At 69.1% G+C, this 17,090-nt stretch carries 13 protein-coding genes and 1 pseudogene; 7 read left to right on the plus strand and 7 right to left on the minus strand.

The features are described 5' to 3' along the window. Positions 1 to 177 precede the first annotated feature (177 nt). Both Ahu01nite_RS37935 and Ahu01nite_RS37940 read right to left on the minus strand, forming a co-directional pair. Complete coding sequence (locus Ahu01nite_RS37935; RefSeq protein ID WP_203841566.1) at positions 178 to 1,740, minus strand: discoidin domain-containing protein; 1,563 nt, start codon at positions 1,738 to 1,740, stop codon at positions 178 to 180. A 117-nt stretch (positions 1,741 to 1,857) separates the two neighbouring features. Then, a complete protein-coding gene (locus Ahu01nite_RS37940; RefSeq protein ID WP_307794686.1) occupies positions 1,858 to 4,662 on the minus strand; it encodes a helix-turn-helix transcriptional regulator in 2,805 nt (934 codons plus the stop codon). Positions 4,663 to 4,771: 109 nt separating this feature from the next. Here Ahu01nite_RS37940 and Ahu01nite_RS37945 point away from each other — a divergent pair, with 109 nt between their 5' ends. Then, a complete protein-coding gene (locus Ahu01nite_RS37945; protein ID WP_203841568.1) occupies positions 4,772 to 6,088 on the plus strand; it encodes an ATP-binding protein in 1,317 nt (438 codons plus the stop codon). Positions 6,089 to 6,211: 123 nt separating this feature from the next. Further along, positions 6,212 to 6,991 carry a PHP domain-containing protein gene (locus Ahu01nite_RS37950; protein WP_239159476.1) on the plus strand — a complete coding sequence of 260 codons (780 nt, stop codon included), beginning with the start codon at positions 6,212 to 6,214 and terminating at the stop codon, positions 6,989 to 6,991. A 99-nt stretch (positions 6,992 to 7,090) separates the two neighbouring features. On the opposite strand, the pseudogene Ahu01nite_RS50860 reads toward Ahu01nite_RS37950, so the two are convergent. After that, positions 7,091 to 8,068 (minus strand): annotated as a pseudogene (locus tag Ahu01nite_RS50860) (putative bifunctional diguanylate cyclase/phosphodiesterase); the annotation flags it as partial. A gap of 21 nt (positions 8,069 to 8,089) precedes the next feature. Between Ahu01nite_RS50860 and Ahu01nite_RS37955 the strand changes: the two are divergent. After that, complete coding sequence (locus Ahu01nite_RS37955; protein WP_239159470.1) at positions 8,090 to 8,263, plus strand: DUF6766 family protein; 174 nt, start codon at positions 8,090 to 8,092, stop codon at positions 8,261 to 8,263. On the opposite strand, the gene add is transcribed toward Ahu01nite_RS37955, so the two are convergent. Further along, positions 8,210 to 9,277, minus strand: coding sequence for an adenosine deaminase (add, locus tag Ahu01nite_RS37960; protein WP_203841569.1), 1,068 nt, complete (start codon positions 9,275 to 9,277; stop codon positions 8,210 to 8,212). The two genes, Ahu01nite_RS37955 and add, sit on opposite strands and share 54 nt — an antisense overlap. Before the next feature lie 191 nt (positions 9,278 to 9,468). Between add and Ahu01nite_RS37965 the strand changes: the two genes are divergently transcribed. Both Ahu01nite_RS37965 and Ahu01nite_RS37970 read left to right on the plus strand, forming a co-directional pair. Further along, complete coding sequence (locus tag Ahu01nite_RS37965) at positions 9,469 to 9,984, plus strand: flavin reductase family protein (RefSeq protein WP_203841570.1); 516 nt, start codon at positions 9,469 to 9,471, stop codon at positions 9,982 to 9,984. Positions 9,985 to 10,036: 52 nt separating this feature from the next. Next, the gene (locus tag Ahu01nite_RS37970) at positions 10,037 to 10,981 is read left to right on the plus strand and encodes a hypothetical protein (RefSeq protein ID WP_203841571.1); all 945 of its coding nucleotides are present in this window, start codon (positions 10,037 to 10,039) and stop codon (positions 10,979 to 10,981) included. On the opposite strand, the gene Ahu01nite_RS37975 is transcribed toward Ahu01nite_RS37970, so the two are convergent. The 3 genes from Ahu01nite_RS37975 to Ahu01nite_RS37985 form a co-directional block, all read right to left on the minus strand. Then, a complete protein-coding gene (locus Ahu01nite_RS37975) occupies positions 10,969 to 11,874 on the minus strand; it encodes a sugar nucleotidyltransferase (protein WP_203841572.1) in 906 nt (301 codons plus the stop codon). The two genes, Ahu01nite_RS37970 and Ahu01nite_RS37975, sit on opposite strands and share 13 nt — an antisense overlap. Then, positions 11,871 to 12,509, minus strand: a complete 639-nt coding sequence (locus Ahu01nite_RS37980) for an NHL repeat-containing protein (RefSeq protein ID WP_203841573.1) — start codon at positions 12,507 to 12,509, stop codon at positions 11,871 to 11,873. Before Ahu01nite_RS37980 ends, Ahu01nite_RS37975 begins: the two co-directional genes overlap by 4 nt. An 89-nt stretch (positions 12,510 to 12,598) precedes the next feature. Beyond that, positions 12,599 to 13,801, minus strand: a complete 1,203-nt coding sequence (locus Ahu01nite_RS37985) for a DUF6004 family protein (RefSeq protein WP_307794690.1) — start codon at positions 13,799 to 13,801, stop codon at positions 12,599 to 12,601. A 239-nt stretch (positions 13,802 to 14,040) separates the two neighbouring features. Here Ahu01nite_RS37985 and Ahu01nite_RS37990 point away from each other — a divergent pair, with 239 nt between their 5' ends. Then, positions 14,041 to 15,360, plus strand: a complete 1,320-nt coding sequence (locus Ahu01nite_RS37990) for an aminotransferase class V-fold PLP-dependent enzyme (RefSeq protein ID WP_203841575.1) — start codon at positions 14,041 to 14,043, stop codon at positions 15,358 to 15,360. A gap of 22 nt (positions 15,361 to 15,382) precedes the next feature. Continuing rightward, positions 15,383 to 17,089 carry an ABC transporter substrate-binding protein gene (locus Ahu01nite_RS37995; RefSeq protein WP_203841576.1) on the plus strand — a complete coding sequence of 569 codons (1,707 nt, stop codon included), beginning with the start codon at positions 15,383 to 15,385 and terminating at the stop codon, positions 17,087 to 17,089. Position 17,090 lies beyond the last annotated feature (1 nt).

A 17,090-nucleotide genomic window follows, 5' to 3' on the forward strand; every position in this document is an offset into this window, starting at 1 on the left:
GCGGTGCGGTTGCCACCCACGACGACAGGCCCGGCGGAGCCATCGTGGATCTCCTGACCTACTGATCACCATGTGTGCATCGGCCGTCTCCGGGACGGTTGTCGGGCAGCGGGCCGCTCGGTAGGGGTACCGGGCGGCCCACTGCCCCGTAGGCAGTTGATGCGTCGGTCGATCTGATCAGCTTCCGTACGCCTCGAGCTCGTTGACGCGTACGTAACCGGGCTGCGCGAGTGGCCCGCTGAGGCCGACGACCCGCAGGATCCGCGTACTGCGGGGCGCCACCGGGATGACCACTGACACGGCGGTGTTGGCCCGGACCTGTCCGATGGTGACGAAGAAGGATCCGTCCCAGGCCTGGACGTCGAAGTCGCGGATCGGGTAGCTCGCGGTGGTGTACACGATCACGCGGCCCAAAGTCCGGTCCACGGGGAACGTGACCTGGACCCACTGCGGTGGTGCTGTGTGGTACGCGTTCGCCCAGCTGTTGGCCTCGCCCAGGCTGGTGCTCGTTGATCCGTCGTTGACGCGTTCCGGTGCGTATCCGGTGTAGGTGGTGGAGGCTGTGGCTGTCGCATTGCGGGAGAAGTTCTCCGGCAGGATGCCACCGGCGCTGCAGACGTTCCAGTGCACCGGCCCGGCGGTGTACTCCGTCGTCGTCAACTCGGTGAAGCCGACCATGCTGAGCCCGGCCATGTCGTCGTGGTTGCTGAGTGTCCATTTGACGTCGGCCGACAGTTTGAGGATCTTGAGCAGCTCGACGCCGAGACCGAAACCGATCGTGACCGAGTTACCCGGGTCGTGCTCGTACCACTTGTAGGCCCAGCCGTCGCCGCCGGATGCGCGGATCCAGGTGGTGATGAACTCGTCGAGGTTGACCCAGTTCCTGGCGGCCTTACGTTTGACGTTGTACGCGGCCTCCTTGATCACGGTGCCGCCCTGGCCCATGATCACCAGGCGCATTTCCAGCTTGCCGCTCCACCAGGGCTCGAGGCTGCCCGGATCCGGCACCTTGAAGCGCTGAAGGTATTCCATGCCCTGGTCATAGCGCTGACCGTTCGGGGTGCAGACGACCATCGGGGTGTTGACCGGCTCGCGCGCCGCCGTCGGCGTTGACGGGGGAGTGCCCGGCTGGCCCGCCACGGAGACGACACCGGTGTCGTCGTTCTCGTCGACGGCGAGGACCCATACCTCGTTGGTCAGCACGTACGTCTCGTCGATGGCGGCGACCGCGGTGACCAGGGTGCCTGCCGTGCCGAGGCGGTAGCCGGGCACGCTGGTGGTTGTCTCGTCAGCGCGGGTGTAGGTCATGGTCACGACGCGGGCGGCGGAGACGCCGTCGCCGTAGTTCGGGATGTAGATCTTCGCCGGGTAGGCGGTGCCGTTGACGTTGTCGAGCTGGGCGGCTGCTGCCTTGAACGCCAGCCAGGTGGCGGACGCCGGATCGACCCATTCGCGTTCTTCGGCCTCGAAGATCACCGAGGAGAGCGCCACTTCGCTGTCACCGGCTGACCCGGCGGCGGCTGTGCTGCGGATCCAGGCTGCCAGTGAGGTGTTCTGTACGACGGTCAGCGCCGGCAGAAGCAGATTTTGCAGGCGGGTCTCGATGACCGTGGCGGTGTCGACGACCAGCGGTGCCGGCGCCGCTGCGGCCGGCCCTGCGGTCACGAGCGTGACCGGGGCCAGCATCGTCATGATGACGCCGGCGATCAGCGCCGGCCACCATTTCCTGATCGGACTCACGGTGAAACCTCCCGTATCCTTGCGCCCGTTCCGGAGGTCGAAACGAACATCCGAATACTTTCGGACACGGGCCGATCACACCGCGTACGTCGAACATGGGTGAACACCGGTGAACGCTCAGCCGGCCGGCTCCGTGAATCGCCGGGCCAGCGCGGTCCGGGTGGCGACCTTGAGCTTCTGGAAAACCCGGGACAGATGCGTCTCGACGGTACGGGGACTCAGGAACAACTGGTCCGCGACCTGTTGGTTGGTCATGCCCTGGGCGACCAGTTCGGCGATCTCACGTTCACGGGCGGAGAGCTGCCCGGCGCCGGAGCGGATCGTCTGGGCGCCGGCCCGCCGCTGCTCCCGGGAGACCATCGAGGCCAGCCACGGCGCGCCACAGGCGTCGAACAGCTCCCGCGCGGCGCCGAGCGCCAGTTTCGCACCACGCAGGTCACCGCCGCCGGTGCGGGCCTGTGCGAGCACCAACTGCGCGAAGGCCTCACCGATGGGAATGGCCGCGACCCGGAACCGCTCGACAGCCTGCGTCGCGTGCCCTACGGCGGCGGCGTGTTCGCCGCGTGCGGTGGCCAGCACCGCCCCGGCCCGAGCCACGCACCCGGACTGCGCGGGCGGTGCTCCGGCCCGGCTGAGAGTGGCGGCTCGTTCGTACCATTCGGCGGCCGCGGCCAGGTCACCGCAGATCGCCTCGGCCTGGGCCCGCATCGCGTACGTGGAGATCACGTTGGGACCCAGGCCGGACGGGTCCGCGGGCACCCGCGACCGCAGCAGCTGCCGGCACTGCTCCGCCTCGCCGATCGAGAGCAGGATCTCCGCGAGGCCATGGTCGAGCATCGTGCGCCACCACAGCGCCCGCAGCGGCGGACCGCTCAGCGCCTCGGCCACCGCCGCGGTCACCGCCTGCGGTCCGTCGCGCCAGAGCAGCGGCCGGGCCCGTACGCCGCGTAGGAACGCCCTGGTCTCCGCGCCACCGACGTACTGGGCGATCTCGGTGGCATCAGTGGCGTCGGCAATGGCCTGACCGACCTCGCCGAGCCGGATCCGGATCGCCGCCCGGATCGCGTAATTCATCGGGATGGCATGGTGACGGCCGAACCGGCGCGCCACCCGCAGTCCCCGGTCGAGGCGCCGGATCGCTGTGGTGTGCCGATCCAGCAGGAACTCGCCCCAGGCCAGCGGCACCACCACAGCGAGGTCGTCGCTGAGCTGCGGGTCGCTCAACGCGTCGACGAGGTGGGCGGCGCGGTCCAGCAGCCGGTGCCCGAGCACGAAATCACATCGGTAGAGGGCGCAGACCGCGAGCAGGGTGACCGCCACTGCCGGAATGCCGGGCCGGGCGGGTGGGTCGCACACCCGCAGCGCCTCGGTGGCATGCGCGGCGCAGGCAGCCAGCCTCCCGTCGTGCAGCTCGGTGCTGGCGAGTTCGAGCAGCAACTCCGCGCGTCCGGCGGCCCCGGCCCGGGGCAGCTCGGCTATCAGGATCGCCCCGGCCTCGGACAGGTTACCCAGCGTGCGCTCGGCGTCGGCCAGTAGCACCACCACGGCGGTACGCCGCCCGGGACCGGCCGTGGACAGCAGCTCATGCAACAGGGTCCGGCTCTGCTCCGTACGCCCCGACACCGCCAGCGCCTCACAGAGCGCCAGCCGCAGGTCGTCGCGGGTCGCCGCGAATTCGGGGCGGAACGGCAGGGCGCGCAGCGCCGCGCCCAGCCAGCGGATTGCGGTTGCCGGCGCGGTCGCGAGAGCCTGCTTGCCGGCGACGGTCAGCAGCTGTGCGCCGTCGAGGTCGCCGGCGCGTACTGCGTGCTCCAGGTGAGCGGCACGGCGGGCAGGTGCGGCGTCACGCGTCCGGAGGTGCTCCGCAGCCCGCCGGTGCGCACCAGTGCGCCATCCCGGGCCGGCCGCGTGGTAGGCCGCAGCCCGTATCAGCGGGTGCCGGAAACTCAGGCCCCGCTCGTCGGCCGCGAGCACCGCGGCCTCCGCCAGGACATCCAGTGCGGCCTCGGTGGTGCTGTCGGGGAGTTCGGCGATCGCAGCGACCAGTGCCGGGTCGGTGGCGTCCCCGGCGACCGCCGCCGCATGCGCGATCCGCTGTGGCATCTCGGCCAGCCCGCGCAACTCGTCAGCGATGAGCCGGTCGAGCGCCGCCGTCAGCACGCCCCGTCCCGGCATGCCCGGTCCGGCAGACGACGCGGGCGGCCCGAACGGTGCGGGTGTCAGGGCGTCAGGCTCGGGTACGTCGGGCAGCGCAGCCAGCATCCCCAGGAACAAGGGGTTACCGCCGCTGGCGGCGTGCAGGCGTCGCCTGCGTCCCGGGGAAGCGTCACCGGTCAGCCACGCGTCAACCTCCACGACGCTCAGCGGGCCAAGACTCACCTGGTGCACGGGTGCGTCCGCCTCGGTCAGCGATCGGATCAGCCGGGGTGGAAACCGGCCGGTCCGTGCGGCCATGCCGATCAGGACCGGGCCCGGCGGTGCATGCCGGATCAGGTAGTCGAAGACCTCCACGGATGCCTCGTCGGCCCAGTGCGCGTCGTCGAACAGAAGCAGCAGGCCATCGGGGCTCGCGGCCTCGGCCAGCGCGGCCCGGACCGCCCGGTGCAGTCGGTGCCGTTCCAGCGCGCTGGCCGAAACATCCTCGATCCCGTTGGTGAAGAGCCTGTGCAGGCCCGCCAGACGGTTGTTGTCATCGGTCGCATCCAGCCAGACCCCGAACGGCAGGCTGCGCTCGAACTGGGTGGACCGTCCGAGCAGGACAGTCCGTCCGCGGTCCGCTGCCAGCTGGGCGAAAGCACCCAGCAGCCGGGACTTGCCGATTCCCGGTTCACCCTCGACGGTCAGGAACACGGGCCCGTTCACCGGCAGCTGAGCGGCCATACCAGCCATCTCTTCGTCACGCCCCACCAACGATGCGATCACAAGCAGTCACTCTAATGATGGTGTGCGGTTACGTAGATCCCCGGATGCTCCGCCGCGATGTCCGGATCATGATCGGTCGATCGATGTCGATCGAAGGGTGGCGCCGTCCATGCGTACGAGCCTCATGACAGAACTGCCCGAACTGGCCCTGCTGCTACGCGACCTGCGCCGCCGGCAGGCTCGCCGCCGCAACCGCCCGGAACTGACGTACCGGCAACTGGCCGCAGAGACCGGCTGGTCGCTGGGCATCATCGCCGGCTACTTCGGCGGCACCGCCCTTGCCCCGACCGATCGGTTCGACATCCTTGTCACGCTGCTCGACGCCACCCCCGCGGAGCGCGGAACGCTGGCCACCATCCGCGATCGGGTGCAGGATTCACGGCGCAGGGGCAGCTGGCGACTACCGATTCCCCGACAACTGCCGGGCCGCTACGCCCCGCTCGCCGGGCGCGACGGGCACCTCGCCATCCTGGACGACGTTCGCGGCGACGGTGCGGTGCTGATGATCACCGGTATGCCCGGCGTAGGGAAGAGCGCACTGGCCACCCACTGGGCACATCGACGGGCCGCAAGGTTCCCCGACGGGCAGCTCCACCTCAACCTGCACGGCTTTGACTTCCCACACCACCCGGCCGACCCGGCCACCCTGCTCGGCGAGATCCTGGACGCGTTCGGGGCGGATACGGCACACCGGCCGACCGGAGTCGCAGCTCTGGCCGGCCTCACCCGCAGCACGCTCGCCCGCCGCCGGGCCCTGCTCGTGCTCGACGACGCACACGACGCCGAGCAGGTACGTCCGCTGCTGCCCGGCGCGGCCGGCTGCCTCACGGTGATCACCAGCCGTAACCCGCTGACCGGCCTGGCCGCCACGGAAGGCGCTCAGGCTGTGATGCTGGGCCCGCTGTCTCTGCAGGAGGCTCGCGACCTGTTCTTCCGGCGGCTCGGCCCGAGGCGGGTCGCCGCTGAACCCGGCGCAGTCGACCAGATCATCGCGGATTGCGGAACCCTGCCGCTGGCACTGGCGGTGATGGCGGGCCGGGCCGTGGCACACCCCACCATGCCGCTGGCAGCCCTGGCCGGAATCCTGCACCACACCGGCCTGGACGCGTTGAGCGCAGCAGACACCGCGGCCGACGTCCGGGCGGCGTTTCAACGCTCGTACCAGGCGCTGGACGCACGGGCCGCGGCGTTGTTCAACCGGCTCGGCAACCATCGGGGCCCGGTCCTCGACGCCGCTGCCGCGACCCGGATAGGTGGCTTCACGCCGGCCGGGAGTCGTATGGTCCTCGCGGAATTGGCCCGCACCGGCCTGCTCGTCGAGCAGGCCCCTGACTGGTACGCGATGCACGAGCTGGTCCGGGCGTACGCGGCCGAGACGCGGCATCCGCGAGGAAGTGACCGGGTGGCCCACCACGAACAGTGCTGATCCAGGTGGTCGAACCACCCCGCCCCCGGCGCCTGGACCATGATCGCTACCGTGGGTCATGTGATTCAGCCGACGGACGGTCACGTACACACCGAATTCTCCTGGGATGCTCCGGGTGGCTCCATGGAACGGACCTGCGCACGCGCGGTGCAGCTCGGTCTGCCGGCCGTGGCGTTCACCGAGCACGTCGACTACTCCCGGTGGACGGTTGACGAGGTGGTTCTGGAGGGCTCACCGCTGCGGCGCGAGCTGACCGGCCCCGACGGCGTCCTGGTCCCGCCCGAGCTGGACCAGGAGGGCTATCTCGCCTCGGTCCAGCGGTGCCGGGAGCTGTTCCCGTCGCTGCGCATCATCAGCGGCGTCGAGCTGGGCGAACCCCATTGGAACTCGGTGCCGGTCGCGAAACTGCTCGGCACCGGCCACTATGAGCGGGTGCTCGGCTCGCTGCACGCGCTGCCCGTCGACGGCCGCCTGGTCGAGGCGAACGCGCTCTACCGGCAGCGGCCTGCGGTCGAGGTGCTGCGGCTGTACCTGGCCGAGATCGCTGAGCTGATCACCCGTACGGATGCCTTTGAGGTCCTCGCCCACCTGGACTATGCGATCCGGGGGTGGCCCGCCGAGGCCGGCCCGTTCGACCTGTACGCCTTCGAGGGCGAGTTCCGGCACGCGCTGCGCACCCTCGCCGCCACGGATCGGACGCTGGAGGTCAACACCCGCATTCCGCTGGCCTCGGAGATCGTTCGCTGGTGGCGCGACGAGGGCGGCAAGGTGGTCACCTTCGGCAGCGACGCCCACGTGCCGGATGATGTCGGCACCGGCCTGTCCGCGGCCGTGGACATGGTCGAGGCCCACGGTTTCCGTCCGGGCCGCCACCCGTACGACCGGTGGACCCTCCCAGGGTGATCGTCGCCCACGGGGCCGGCTACCGGGCGGCGGCCGGTGCCGGGGTCGTCCGCCGGTCGAGCCACTCCTGAAAGGCGTCGGCCGGCACGGCCGGGAGACGTAGTAGCCCTGGATGGCATGGCAGCCGACGGCGTCAAGTTCGGTCCAGGTCGCCATGTCCTCGACGCCTTCCGCGATGACCTGCAGGACGAGGTTGCGTCCGAGTTCGACGGTGGAGCGCACGATGACGGCGTCGCGTTGGCTGGTGGTCATGTTGCTGACGAACGAGCGGTCGATCTTCAGTTCGTGCACCGGGAGGTTCTTCAGGTACGCCATCGAGGAGTAGCCGGTGCCGAAGTCGTCGATCGATAGGTGCACGCCGAGGTCGTGGAGCTGCTGCACAACGTGCATAGCGCGCTCGGGGTCGGCCATGATGGCGCTTTCCGTGATCTCGAGGGTGAGCAGCTGTGCCGGCACCTGCCAGCGGGAGAGCTGGTTGCTGACCTCGGCCGGGAAGTGGAGGTCGAGCAGCCGGTGGGTGGAGATGTTGACCGCGATGGGGATCTCGTGGTCGGCCCGCAGCCAGGAACGGCACTGCTGCAGCGCCTGGTCGGGCACGAATGTGGTCAGCGGGGTGATCAGGCCGGTGTGCTCGGCCAGCGGGATGAAATCGTCCGGCCGGATCATTCCGTGCTCCGGATGTTGCCACCTGACCAGCGCCTCGGCGCTGAGCAGCGCACTGGTCTGGGCGTCCACCTTCGGCTGGTCGTGCAGCACGAGCTGGCCCTGCTCGATGCCCTGGCGCAGGTCGCTCGCGAGGCTGAGTCTGCGCGGATCGCTGCTGTCCTGAGTCGCGTCGAAGAGCATGTATCCGGAGCGGTTCGTCTTGGCGGCGTACATCGCGATGTCGGCCCGTCGCAACAGCTGGTCGGCGTTGGTGCCGCTCGACGAGGATCTCCCCGAGCCGGGGGACGCCGGTGAGACCTCGGTGTACGGGCAGTGGGCGCAGGTCCGGCTGAGCGGCGACACGGTCTTCCTGGCGACCTTCCCCGGTGGGTGGCGGCTCACGGCGTACTCCCACTCGGTCGGGGTCGTCATGGGGTTGAGCTTTCTCGGATCGTGGCTCGTGCAATGCTCGAGCCGGACTTCTGGAACCGCACGCTGCAGAACTGGCAGTCGGAGCTGCTGGCTGTCGCGTCGATGGCGATCCTGGCGATCTACCTGCGCCAGCGCGGCTCCTCACAGTCCAAGCCGGTCGGCACCTCCCACGCGGCCACCGGCGTCGAAGGCTGACTCCCGGTCCGCGGCCGGGGCGGAACAGTCGTTCTTTCCCACGGCCGGAAGGTTCCCTGTCGAGAAGCCGGATCGGATGCCGGCTGCGGCGAGGTCGATCAGGTCGCGGGAGCTCAGGTGCAGGGTGTCGCGGGCGCGCTGGTACTCCTGGAGGAGGCTGGTGCCGAACATCGGTGGGTCGTCACTGGCGAGGACGACGGGTACCCCGCTGCTGAGCAGGCCGGGTAGCGGGTGCTCGGCCAGGGACGGCACCGCGCCGGTGGCCACGTTGCTGGACGGGCAGATCTCCAGGGCGATGTTGTGTTCTATGAGGTGCTCCAGCAGGAGCGGGTCGTGCGCGGCGGCGATTCCGTGCCCAATGCGCTCCGCGCCGAGATCGCGGACCGCCGCCCAGACTTCGCCGGGGCCGGTGGTCTCTCCGGCGTGCGGGACGCTGTGCAACCCCGCCGCGCGCGCCGCGGCGAACACGTCACGGTAGTCGGACCGGCGTACGCCTTGCTCCGGTCCGCCGAGGCCGAATCCCACCAGGCCTGGTGGCGGGTGTCGGAGTGCGGCATCGAGGGTGGACTGCGCACCCGCCGGGCCATCACTGCTGGAGATGTCGTATACCCAGGCCAGTTCGACACCGGTGCCGGCGCGGACCGCACGCGCGCCGGCACCCAGAGCCTCTGCCAGCTCGGCGGGATGGATGCCGGCGACTGTGTGCGTGACAGGGGTGACCGTCACCTCGGCGTAGACGACACCCTGTTCGCTGAGGTCGGCTCCCAGCCCCAGCACCAGGGCCTCGATGTCCTGCGGGGTGCGGACCAGTGCGCTCACCGCGGTGTAGACCCGCAGGAAGTGGGCGAAGTCCCGGAAGGCGTAGAAATCGGCCAGTTGCCGCAGGTCCGTGGGCACTCCGGCGCCGGGGTGGCGGGCGGCGAGACCCACGACGGTGTGCGGCGCCGCCGACCCGACCAGGTGCACGTGCAGGTCCGCTTTGGGGAGCGCGATTAGGTCCTCATCGGACAACATGCCCTGAGCCGCCGGTGACATCGTGTGCCGCTCTCAGCCGAGGAGTCGCCCCTGCGCGTGTCGATCCGGGGCCTGACCGCAGCAACATAACCTGCCGATCGGATGGACGGAAGTAGCGCAATCTCGAAGGTCTCACGTCGCGTCGTACGGGCCAGGCTGAACGAGAAGACGGGCTAAGACTGGGGGACGACGTGAGCGGGCACGCCGTACGGTCAGGGGACCGCATCGACGACCGGGCGCTGCGCGATGCCTTCGGGGCCTTCCCGACCGGGGTAACGGTGGTCACCGTCGGGGCGCCGGTCGCGCACGGTATGACGGCGAACTCCTTCACCGCGGTGTCGCTGTCGCCGCCTCTGCTGCTGATCTGCGTACATCGGCAGGCCTTGATGCACGGGTTGCTCGGTATCGGCACCGCCTTCGGCATCTCCGTGCTGGCCGAGGACCAGCGCGGGCTTGCCGGCTATTTCAGCGACCGCAGCAGGCCCGGGGGCACGGCACAGTTCCACGATGCGGCAACGGTTGCCGGCCGGTGCACGGGCGTTCCTCTCATCGCGCATGCGCTCGCTCAGTTCGAGTGCGAGGTCCGGCACCGGCACGACGGGGGTGATCACACCATCGTCGTGGGTGGGGTGCTCTCGCTGCACCGGGCGGACGGCGAACCGCTCATCTTCCGGTCCGGGCGCTACGGCACCACCAACGCGCACTGAGCACCCCGCAGACGCCCGTCGCATCCCACTGAAGCAGTGTAAGGGAGGACCCATGTCTCAGACCACCCGAACAACCGCCAGCTCGGTCCAGCCGCGTGACCGGCGCCCGACCCGTACCGGATGGATCGTTGCGGGCAGCGTGGCCGCCGGTCTGCTGATGGCGTTGTTGTGGTCGTTCGAGCTGGTCGACTCGGTGATCGGTGCGAATGTGGCCGACACCGTGCTCGGCCATGACGCCAAGCAGGATCCCATCGCGGGTACGGTCGCCGCCCTGGCTTTCGCGTTCGTCTCCGGGTTCGCCGGCACGTTCACAGCCTGCAACATCGCCATGGTGGCGGCCGTCGGGCCGATGAGCCGGTTGGAGCTCCCCGACGGTCCCCGGGCGGGGGCGGGATGGCGCGTCCTGTTGCGCCCCTTGGGACTGCTGGCCGCGGGAATGGTGGCGGTGTCGGCGTGTTACGGCTTCGCCGGTGTGCTGCTGGGTGAACGGCTGCCGCAGCTGTCCACCGATCGCGTCGGTGATTTCCCGGTCCGGTTGATCCAGTCGTCCGTGGTGTTCGGCGTCATCGGGCTCGCTCTGATCTATCTGGGACTGGCCGCTCTCGGTGTGCTGCCCGACGTGTTCCGGCGTCGTCCCGCGGCGCGTGTGGTCACACTGGGCGCTCTTATCGGCGGATTCCTCATCGGCCGCCCGTACCCGTTGTTCAACAAGTTGTTCCATTGGGCGGTGGACGAGGGGAATCCGTTCTACGGCGCACTGGCCTTCGTGCTGCAGTCACTGGGCAACATCCTGGTGGTATCCGTCGCGTTCGCCCTGCTTCTCCTGGTGACCCGGGGCCGTTTCGTGAGCTGGCTGGCCCGCAGCCCGCGTGCTACGGCGATCGTCACGGGTGGGTTGCTGCTGGCGCTCGGCGTCTTCACGGTCGTCTACTGGGATCTGCGCGTACCGTCGAACTTCGGGGGTGGCTGGTTCCCTGTCATGCCCTACAACCGCTGACGGCCGGATCCGGTGACGGGCCGGGTCACCGGGCCGGGGCTGAGTATTGCGAGCAGGTAGTCGCGGTATCTGCGGGCACGGGGTTCCGCGGCCAGCCTGACGAGCTGGTCGTCGTCGATGAGACCGGCCTGCCAGGCCGCCTCCTCGACACAGCCGACCCGGATGCCGCAGCGGCGCTGAACGGCTGCGACGTAGCGGGCCGCCCGTTCGAGATCGTCGAACGTGCCGGCGTCGATCCAGGCCGTTCCGGCGGGTAGCGGGGACACCGTGAGGGTTCCCCGGTCGAGATAGCGCCGGTGCAGGGAGGTTATCTCGACCTCGCCGCGCGTTGCCGGCCGCAGGTCCCGGGCGATGGCCACGGCGTTCGCGTCGAAGTGGTACAGCCCCGTCACCGCATGAGGTGAGCGTGGCCGGTCGGGCTTCTCCTGCACGGAGAGCACCCGGCCGGTACGGTCGCTCTCCACCACGCCGTACCGCCGGGGATCACTGACCCGTGCCGAGACCAGCCGGGCGCCGGCGCCCGGACCTGGGAAGTCCGCGGGCAATGGGCCGTGGAAGACGTTGTCGCCCAGCGCCATCAGCACGGGCCGGTCGGCGATGAACCGCTCGCCCAGGACGAGTGTCCGGGCTATGCCGTCGGGGTGTGCCTGCACCGCGTACGTCAAGGACACGCCCCACTGCCGGCCATCTCCCAGCAGTCGCCGGTAGGCGGCGATATGGGGCGGGGCTGTGACGATCAGGATGTCGCGGACGCCGAGGCTCAGCAGGGTGGACAGCGGGTAGTAGATCATCGGCTTGTCGTGGACCGGCAGCAGATGCTTCGACACGGTGCGGGTCAGTGGGAAAAGCCGGGTGCCGGTGCCCCCGGCGAGCAACAGGGCACGTGCGGTCATGAGCCTTGGACCAACCCGGGCAGGGCCACGGCGCAGAGCCGTAGATCGCGGTGGTCGCAGTACCACACCCACTCGCCGTCCCAGGTCAGGCCGGCCGGGTTGCCGACGACGGAGTACGTCACGAGCTCGCGTCCGCTGTCGATGTCGACAACGGTGAGGGTGGCGCCCGCGTGATCGGCGTACAGCAGGAACCGGTCGGTCACGGTGAGCCCTGCCACGGGCCGGCTCACCGGGATCGTGTGCAGCAGGGCGCCTTCCCGATTGCGCAGCTCCACCTGGAGCAGGTCCTCGTAGCCCAGCCAGAGGCCGTCCCCGGTTGCTTCCAGGCCGCACAGCTTGCGGCCCGGGCGGGGGTTGGCGATGTCGTACTCGAGGTGCCCGGTGGCCGGGTCGACGACGCGCAGCACGCGTTCGGCGGTGGCCACCTGAAGGAGCTTGCCGCCGAGGGTGGTGAGATCGGTCCGGACCCCGGCGCAGGGGACGGTGCGCACCGCCGTTCCGGAGACCGGATCGATCGCGCAGATGCGTTGCGAGGATGCCTCGGAGTACCACAGGTATTCGCCGGACCACGTCAGACCGCAGAGCTGCAGTCCGCGTACCCGGATGTCGCGGGTGGTGTTGACCAGCATCGGCATCGTAACCCCCGGAGTCCGTGCCTGCGACGGGCCCAGTCGTCCGCGTCCCTCCCCGGCTGACCGGGAAGGGACGCGGACGGAGCGCGATCTCAGATGTTGACCGCGGCAGTCTCGCCGACGATCGCCTCGCGCATCACCAGGGTGACACCGGTCAGCCGGCCGCGTGCCTGGCCGTCCGTGGTGACCAGTGCCGTGTCCGTGCCGTCGAGCGACAGCTCGGTGCCCGTGGCGTCCATGTCACGCAGCTTGCCGTTGATGTGGACCGCGTTCGTCGCGTACAGCGTCTCGCGCGGCGTCACAAGTTCGAACTCGGCGTCGATGTGCAGGTCGCTGGGGAAGCTGACGCGGCTGAGGCTGTCCTCGGAGCCGGTGCCCAGCGTTCCGCCGGAGACCCGCGGCCAGCTGGCGCGCAGCATGACCCGGCCACCGAGTTCGGGGCTGTGTCCGACAACCGCGACCCGGGCGAGCTGGGCGAGCACGCCCGGTCCCTCGGTGTGCTTGTCGGGGCCGAACAGCAGGACCTCGGCGCCACCGGCCTTGAGGTGATCACCGGCGAGGTCGACGTGCACGGTCTTGCCGTTGAACTCCAGCGAGATCCGGCCCTCCAAGCTGGTCTGCATGATCATTGAGGGATCGACCAGCATGGACATGCAGGGCCCGGCGCTCGGTGCGAAGAACAGGTTCGGCGTGATACCGACCGGCTCGTTGTTGTCGTTCGACGGGTACCACGCCTCGGGGAGGGTGGTGCCGCGAACGACGTTGACCGCCTGCGCGACCTCGAACGGGCCGTCACCGCGTGGCTTTCCGTTGTACGGCCCGGTCAGTGGCTTCTTGAACGGCGGCACGCTGTCGACGACACCGTAGATGTCGATGACGTTGCGGTGCGCCAGCCGCAGCGTGCTCGACTCCAGGATGCCGAACCGGCGGATGTAGAACTCGGCGGGGAAGTTCTTGCCCGGCACGATCTGGCGCACGTGACCGCTGTTGGGCAGGAACGGGTTGGACAGGACCTGGATCCGGTCGTCAAGCTCGTAGCTGAAGCCCTTGATGCCGACCTCGGGGGCGCTGATGAGCTCGGTCTCGAACTCGGCGTAGCCCTTCTCGTCGACCTTGTGCTCGAAGCCCGGCATGGGCCACTTGTTCAGCTGGACGAACCCGGACAGGTTGATCGTCTCACGACGCCCTGAGTAGTAGTCGTCACCGAACACCACCGTCGCCGCCGCCAGGATGTGCGGACGGATGGGCTTCGGTTCGAGATTCAGCGACTCGTACGTCTCGCGCACACCGCTCAACGCGAACACCTCCATGAGCTTGGCAATCTGTGGCCCGACTGGGGCCCGTGGCCAAAAACTATATTTTTTTAAAGCTTGGGTCAACGGCCATGACTTCCGATGGTGCGGTCGAAAGCCTTTATTCAGCGATTGGATAGCGTCGCTATCAATAAAGTCAGGGCATCACTCGTGATCAATTTACTTGATTATCGTATGGTAATGTCGATCGAGTTCGCCGTCGCGGATCAGAAGGAGCAGCAGTGCTGCAGCGAGATGCAACCGTGGCAGAAAATCCCGGAACCGAGCCGTCCCCTTCGGTGCTGCGCACCGCGTCATGGGATCGGATCAGAGACCTCTTCCCGCTCGACAGCGGCACGGCACACCTCAACTCCGGCACCGTCGGCGTGATGCCGCACGACGTGCTGGACACCTACACCCGGGTGACCCGGGAGTGGACCGGGAGCCTGGCCAACATCTACCCACCGAGCCTTTACCCGGAGTACCGAGCCGCGATCGCGTCCGACTTCGGTGTCGCCCAGGACGAGATGGTCATCTGCCACAACGCCACCGAGGGCATGGCCCGCGTGGTCGCCGGCCTCGACTTCCGGCCCGGCGACGAAGTGCTGACCACCACCCATGAATGCTTCTCCGTGCTGTCCAACCTCAACCTCGCCCACAACCGGTACGGCGTCGAGGTGCACAAGCTGACCCTGCCGACCGGCTACGACGTGACCACCGAGGAGATCCTGCACCTGTTCGAGTCGGCGATCACGCCGCGGACCAGGGCGATGTTCTTCGCCGGGGTCACCCTGTTCGGCGGCGTCCGGATGCCGGTCCGCGAACTCTGCACGATGGCGCAACGCCGGGGCATCATCACGGTGGTGGACGGCGCCCTGCTGCCCGGCATGATCGACACCGACCTGCGCCGGCTCGGCGTCGACTTCCTGGTCGGCTCCGGGTCCAAATGGCAGTGCGGCCCGCTCGGCACCGGCCTGCTCTACGTCCGTAACCGGGTCACCCCCGCCAATCCGCTGCCGTTGCCGACGTTCTGGCCGGTCATCTCCACGTGGTACCCCCTGGAGGGGGCACCACCACCGCGTTCGCACCCGGACACGAGTGCCACCAACAACATCGGCGACTACCTGCAGAGCGCCGGAAGTGCCAGCGTGGCCCGCGCAGCCGCTCTCGCCCGGGCGTGCGAGGTCTGGAACCTGATCGGCCGCTCCCGCATCGAGGAACGGATCCTGAGCCTCGGCCGGTATGCCAAGCGTCGCATCGCCGAGGAGCTCGGGCCCGGGGCGCTGTATTCACCCACCGCGGACGAGCGGCTCAACTCCCCGCTCACGACGTTCAACCCGTTCCGTGATCCCGCCGACGCATACGACGGCATGAAGTTCGAGACGCTGATCGCCCGGCTCGAGCACGAGGACCGGGTCTGGATCCGCTGGGTCGAGTTCGACGTGCCGGGATCGGCGCGGATGCGATACGCGGCCCGCTTCTGCACCCACCTGTTCAACTCGGAGGACGACGTCGACCGAGCGCTGCTGGCCGTGGTGCGGCTGGCAACGGAGCTGTCCTGACCCTGTCATCACGGAGGCATCGATGAGCGACACCTCACCTCGGTACGGCGGCGTCCTGCGTCTCTACGGGCCCGGGAGCATGGACCACCTCGACCCCGTGTGCGCGTACTACGCCCTCGGCGGGCAGATCATCCGGCTCTTCGCCAGGCAGCTGTTCACCTACCGCTCCGTGGAGGACCTGCGTGATCCCTCGGCGATCACGCCGGTGCCCGACATCGCCGCCGAGGTACCCACCCGGGCCAACGGCGGCCTGAGCGCCGACCGCACCGTCTACACCATCGTGCTGCGCCCAGGCGTTCTCTGGGACACTGCCGAGCCCCGGCAGGTCACTGCCCAGGACTTCGTCCGCGGGTTCAAACGGCTCGGCAACCCGGTCTCCAGCAGCGGTGCCATCGGGTACTACACCAGCACCATCCAGGGCATGACGCAGTACTGCGAAAGCTACGCACGCTACGCGGCACAGGGCGACGCCGGCGCCGCGCGTCTCGCGGAGTTCCAGAACACCCACGACATCGCGGGTGTCCGCGCGCTCGACGACGCGACGATCCAGTTCCACCTGATCAGACCGGCCAACGACTTCCTCAACATCCTGGCGCTGACCTTCGCGTCTGCGGCACCCGAGGAGTACGACAGCTTCGTCCCCGACAGCGACGAGTTCCGCGCCGCGGTGCGGTCCAACGGTCCGTATCGCATCACCGAATACACCCATGGCCGGCGGATCCGGATGGATCGCAACCCGGTGTGGTCCCAGGAGGCCGACCCGGTGCGCCACCAGTATCTCGACGGGGTCGAGGTCACGATGGAACACGCGACACCGGAGCAGGTCGGACGGACGATCGCCGGCGGCGGGGCGGACCTGTCCTGGGCGTCGCCGATCACCGAGCCCTACGACGTCAACCCCACCGATCCGGGCAACGACCTGGGGTACGCGCTCAACCCGTACCTCGTCTTCAACATGCGCAGCCCGAACCAGAACGCCGCGATGAGCAAACCGAAGGTCCGCCGGGCCATCGCGTACGCCATCGACAAGATGGCCATCGCCGAGATCTACGACAAGCTCGAGGCCGGTACCGTCATGTGCCCGGCACACAGCGCGATCCCGCCGTGCAACGACGGCCACCACGATTTCGACCTTTATCCCACCCCCGCCGATCGCGGTGACCCGGAGCGCGCCCGCCGGTTGCTGGCCGAAGCCGGATACCCCGACGGGCTGGAACTCATCGCGGCGCACCGCGACGTCGACGCCAACCCCGAAGTGGCCCGCTCCTACGCCGCCGACCTGGCTCGCTGCGGGATCACCGTCCGGTTCCGCTCCTTCGGCCACGCCGGCTACTACCCGTTCCTGCAGGATCCGGCAAACGCGCGGGCAGGTCTGTGGGACATCACCGCCGCGTCGTGGACACCCGACTGGTACGGCAACAACGGCCGCGCGTACATCCAGCCCATGTTCCAGACCAACGACTCCCGGGGCACCAGCAACTACGGCGGATACAGCAACCCCCGTGTGGACCGGCTCATCGAGGAGGCGCTCTCGGCCGCGGACCCGGCCCGCGCCAGCGACCTGTGGCACGAGGTCGACCTACAGGTGATGCACGACGCCGCGATCGTACCGATCCTCGCGCACGCGCCGACGATCCCGCACGTCCGGGGGCCGCGGGTACGTCACGCCATCGCCATGCCGACCGTGGACCGGTGGTTCGACCTTGCCAACCTCTGGCTGGAGGACTGAC

The sequence above is a fragment of the Winogradskya humida genome, assembly GCF_016862215.1.
Taxonomy (GTDB): Bacteria; Actinomycetota; Actinomycetes; order Mycobacteriales; family Micromonosporaceae; genus Actinoplanes; species Actinoplanes humidus.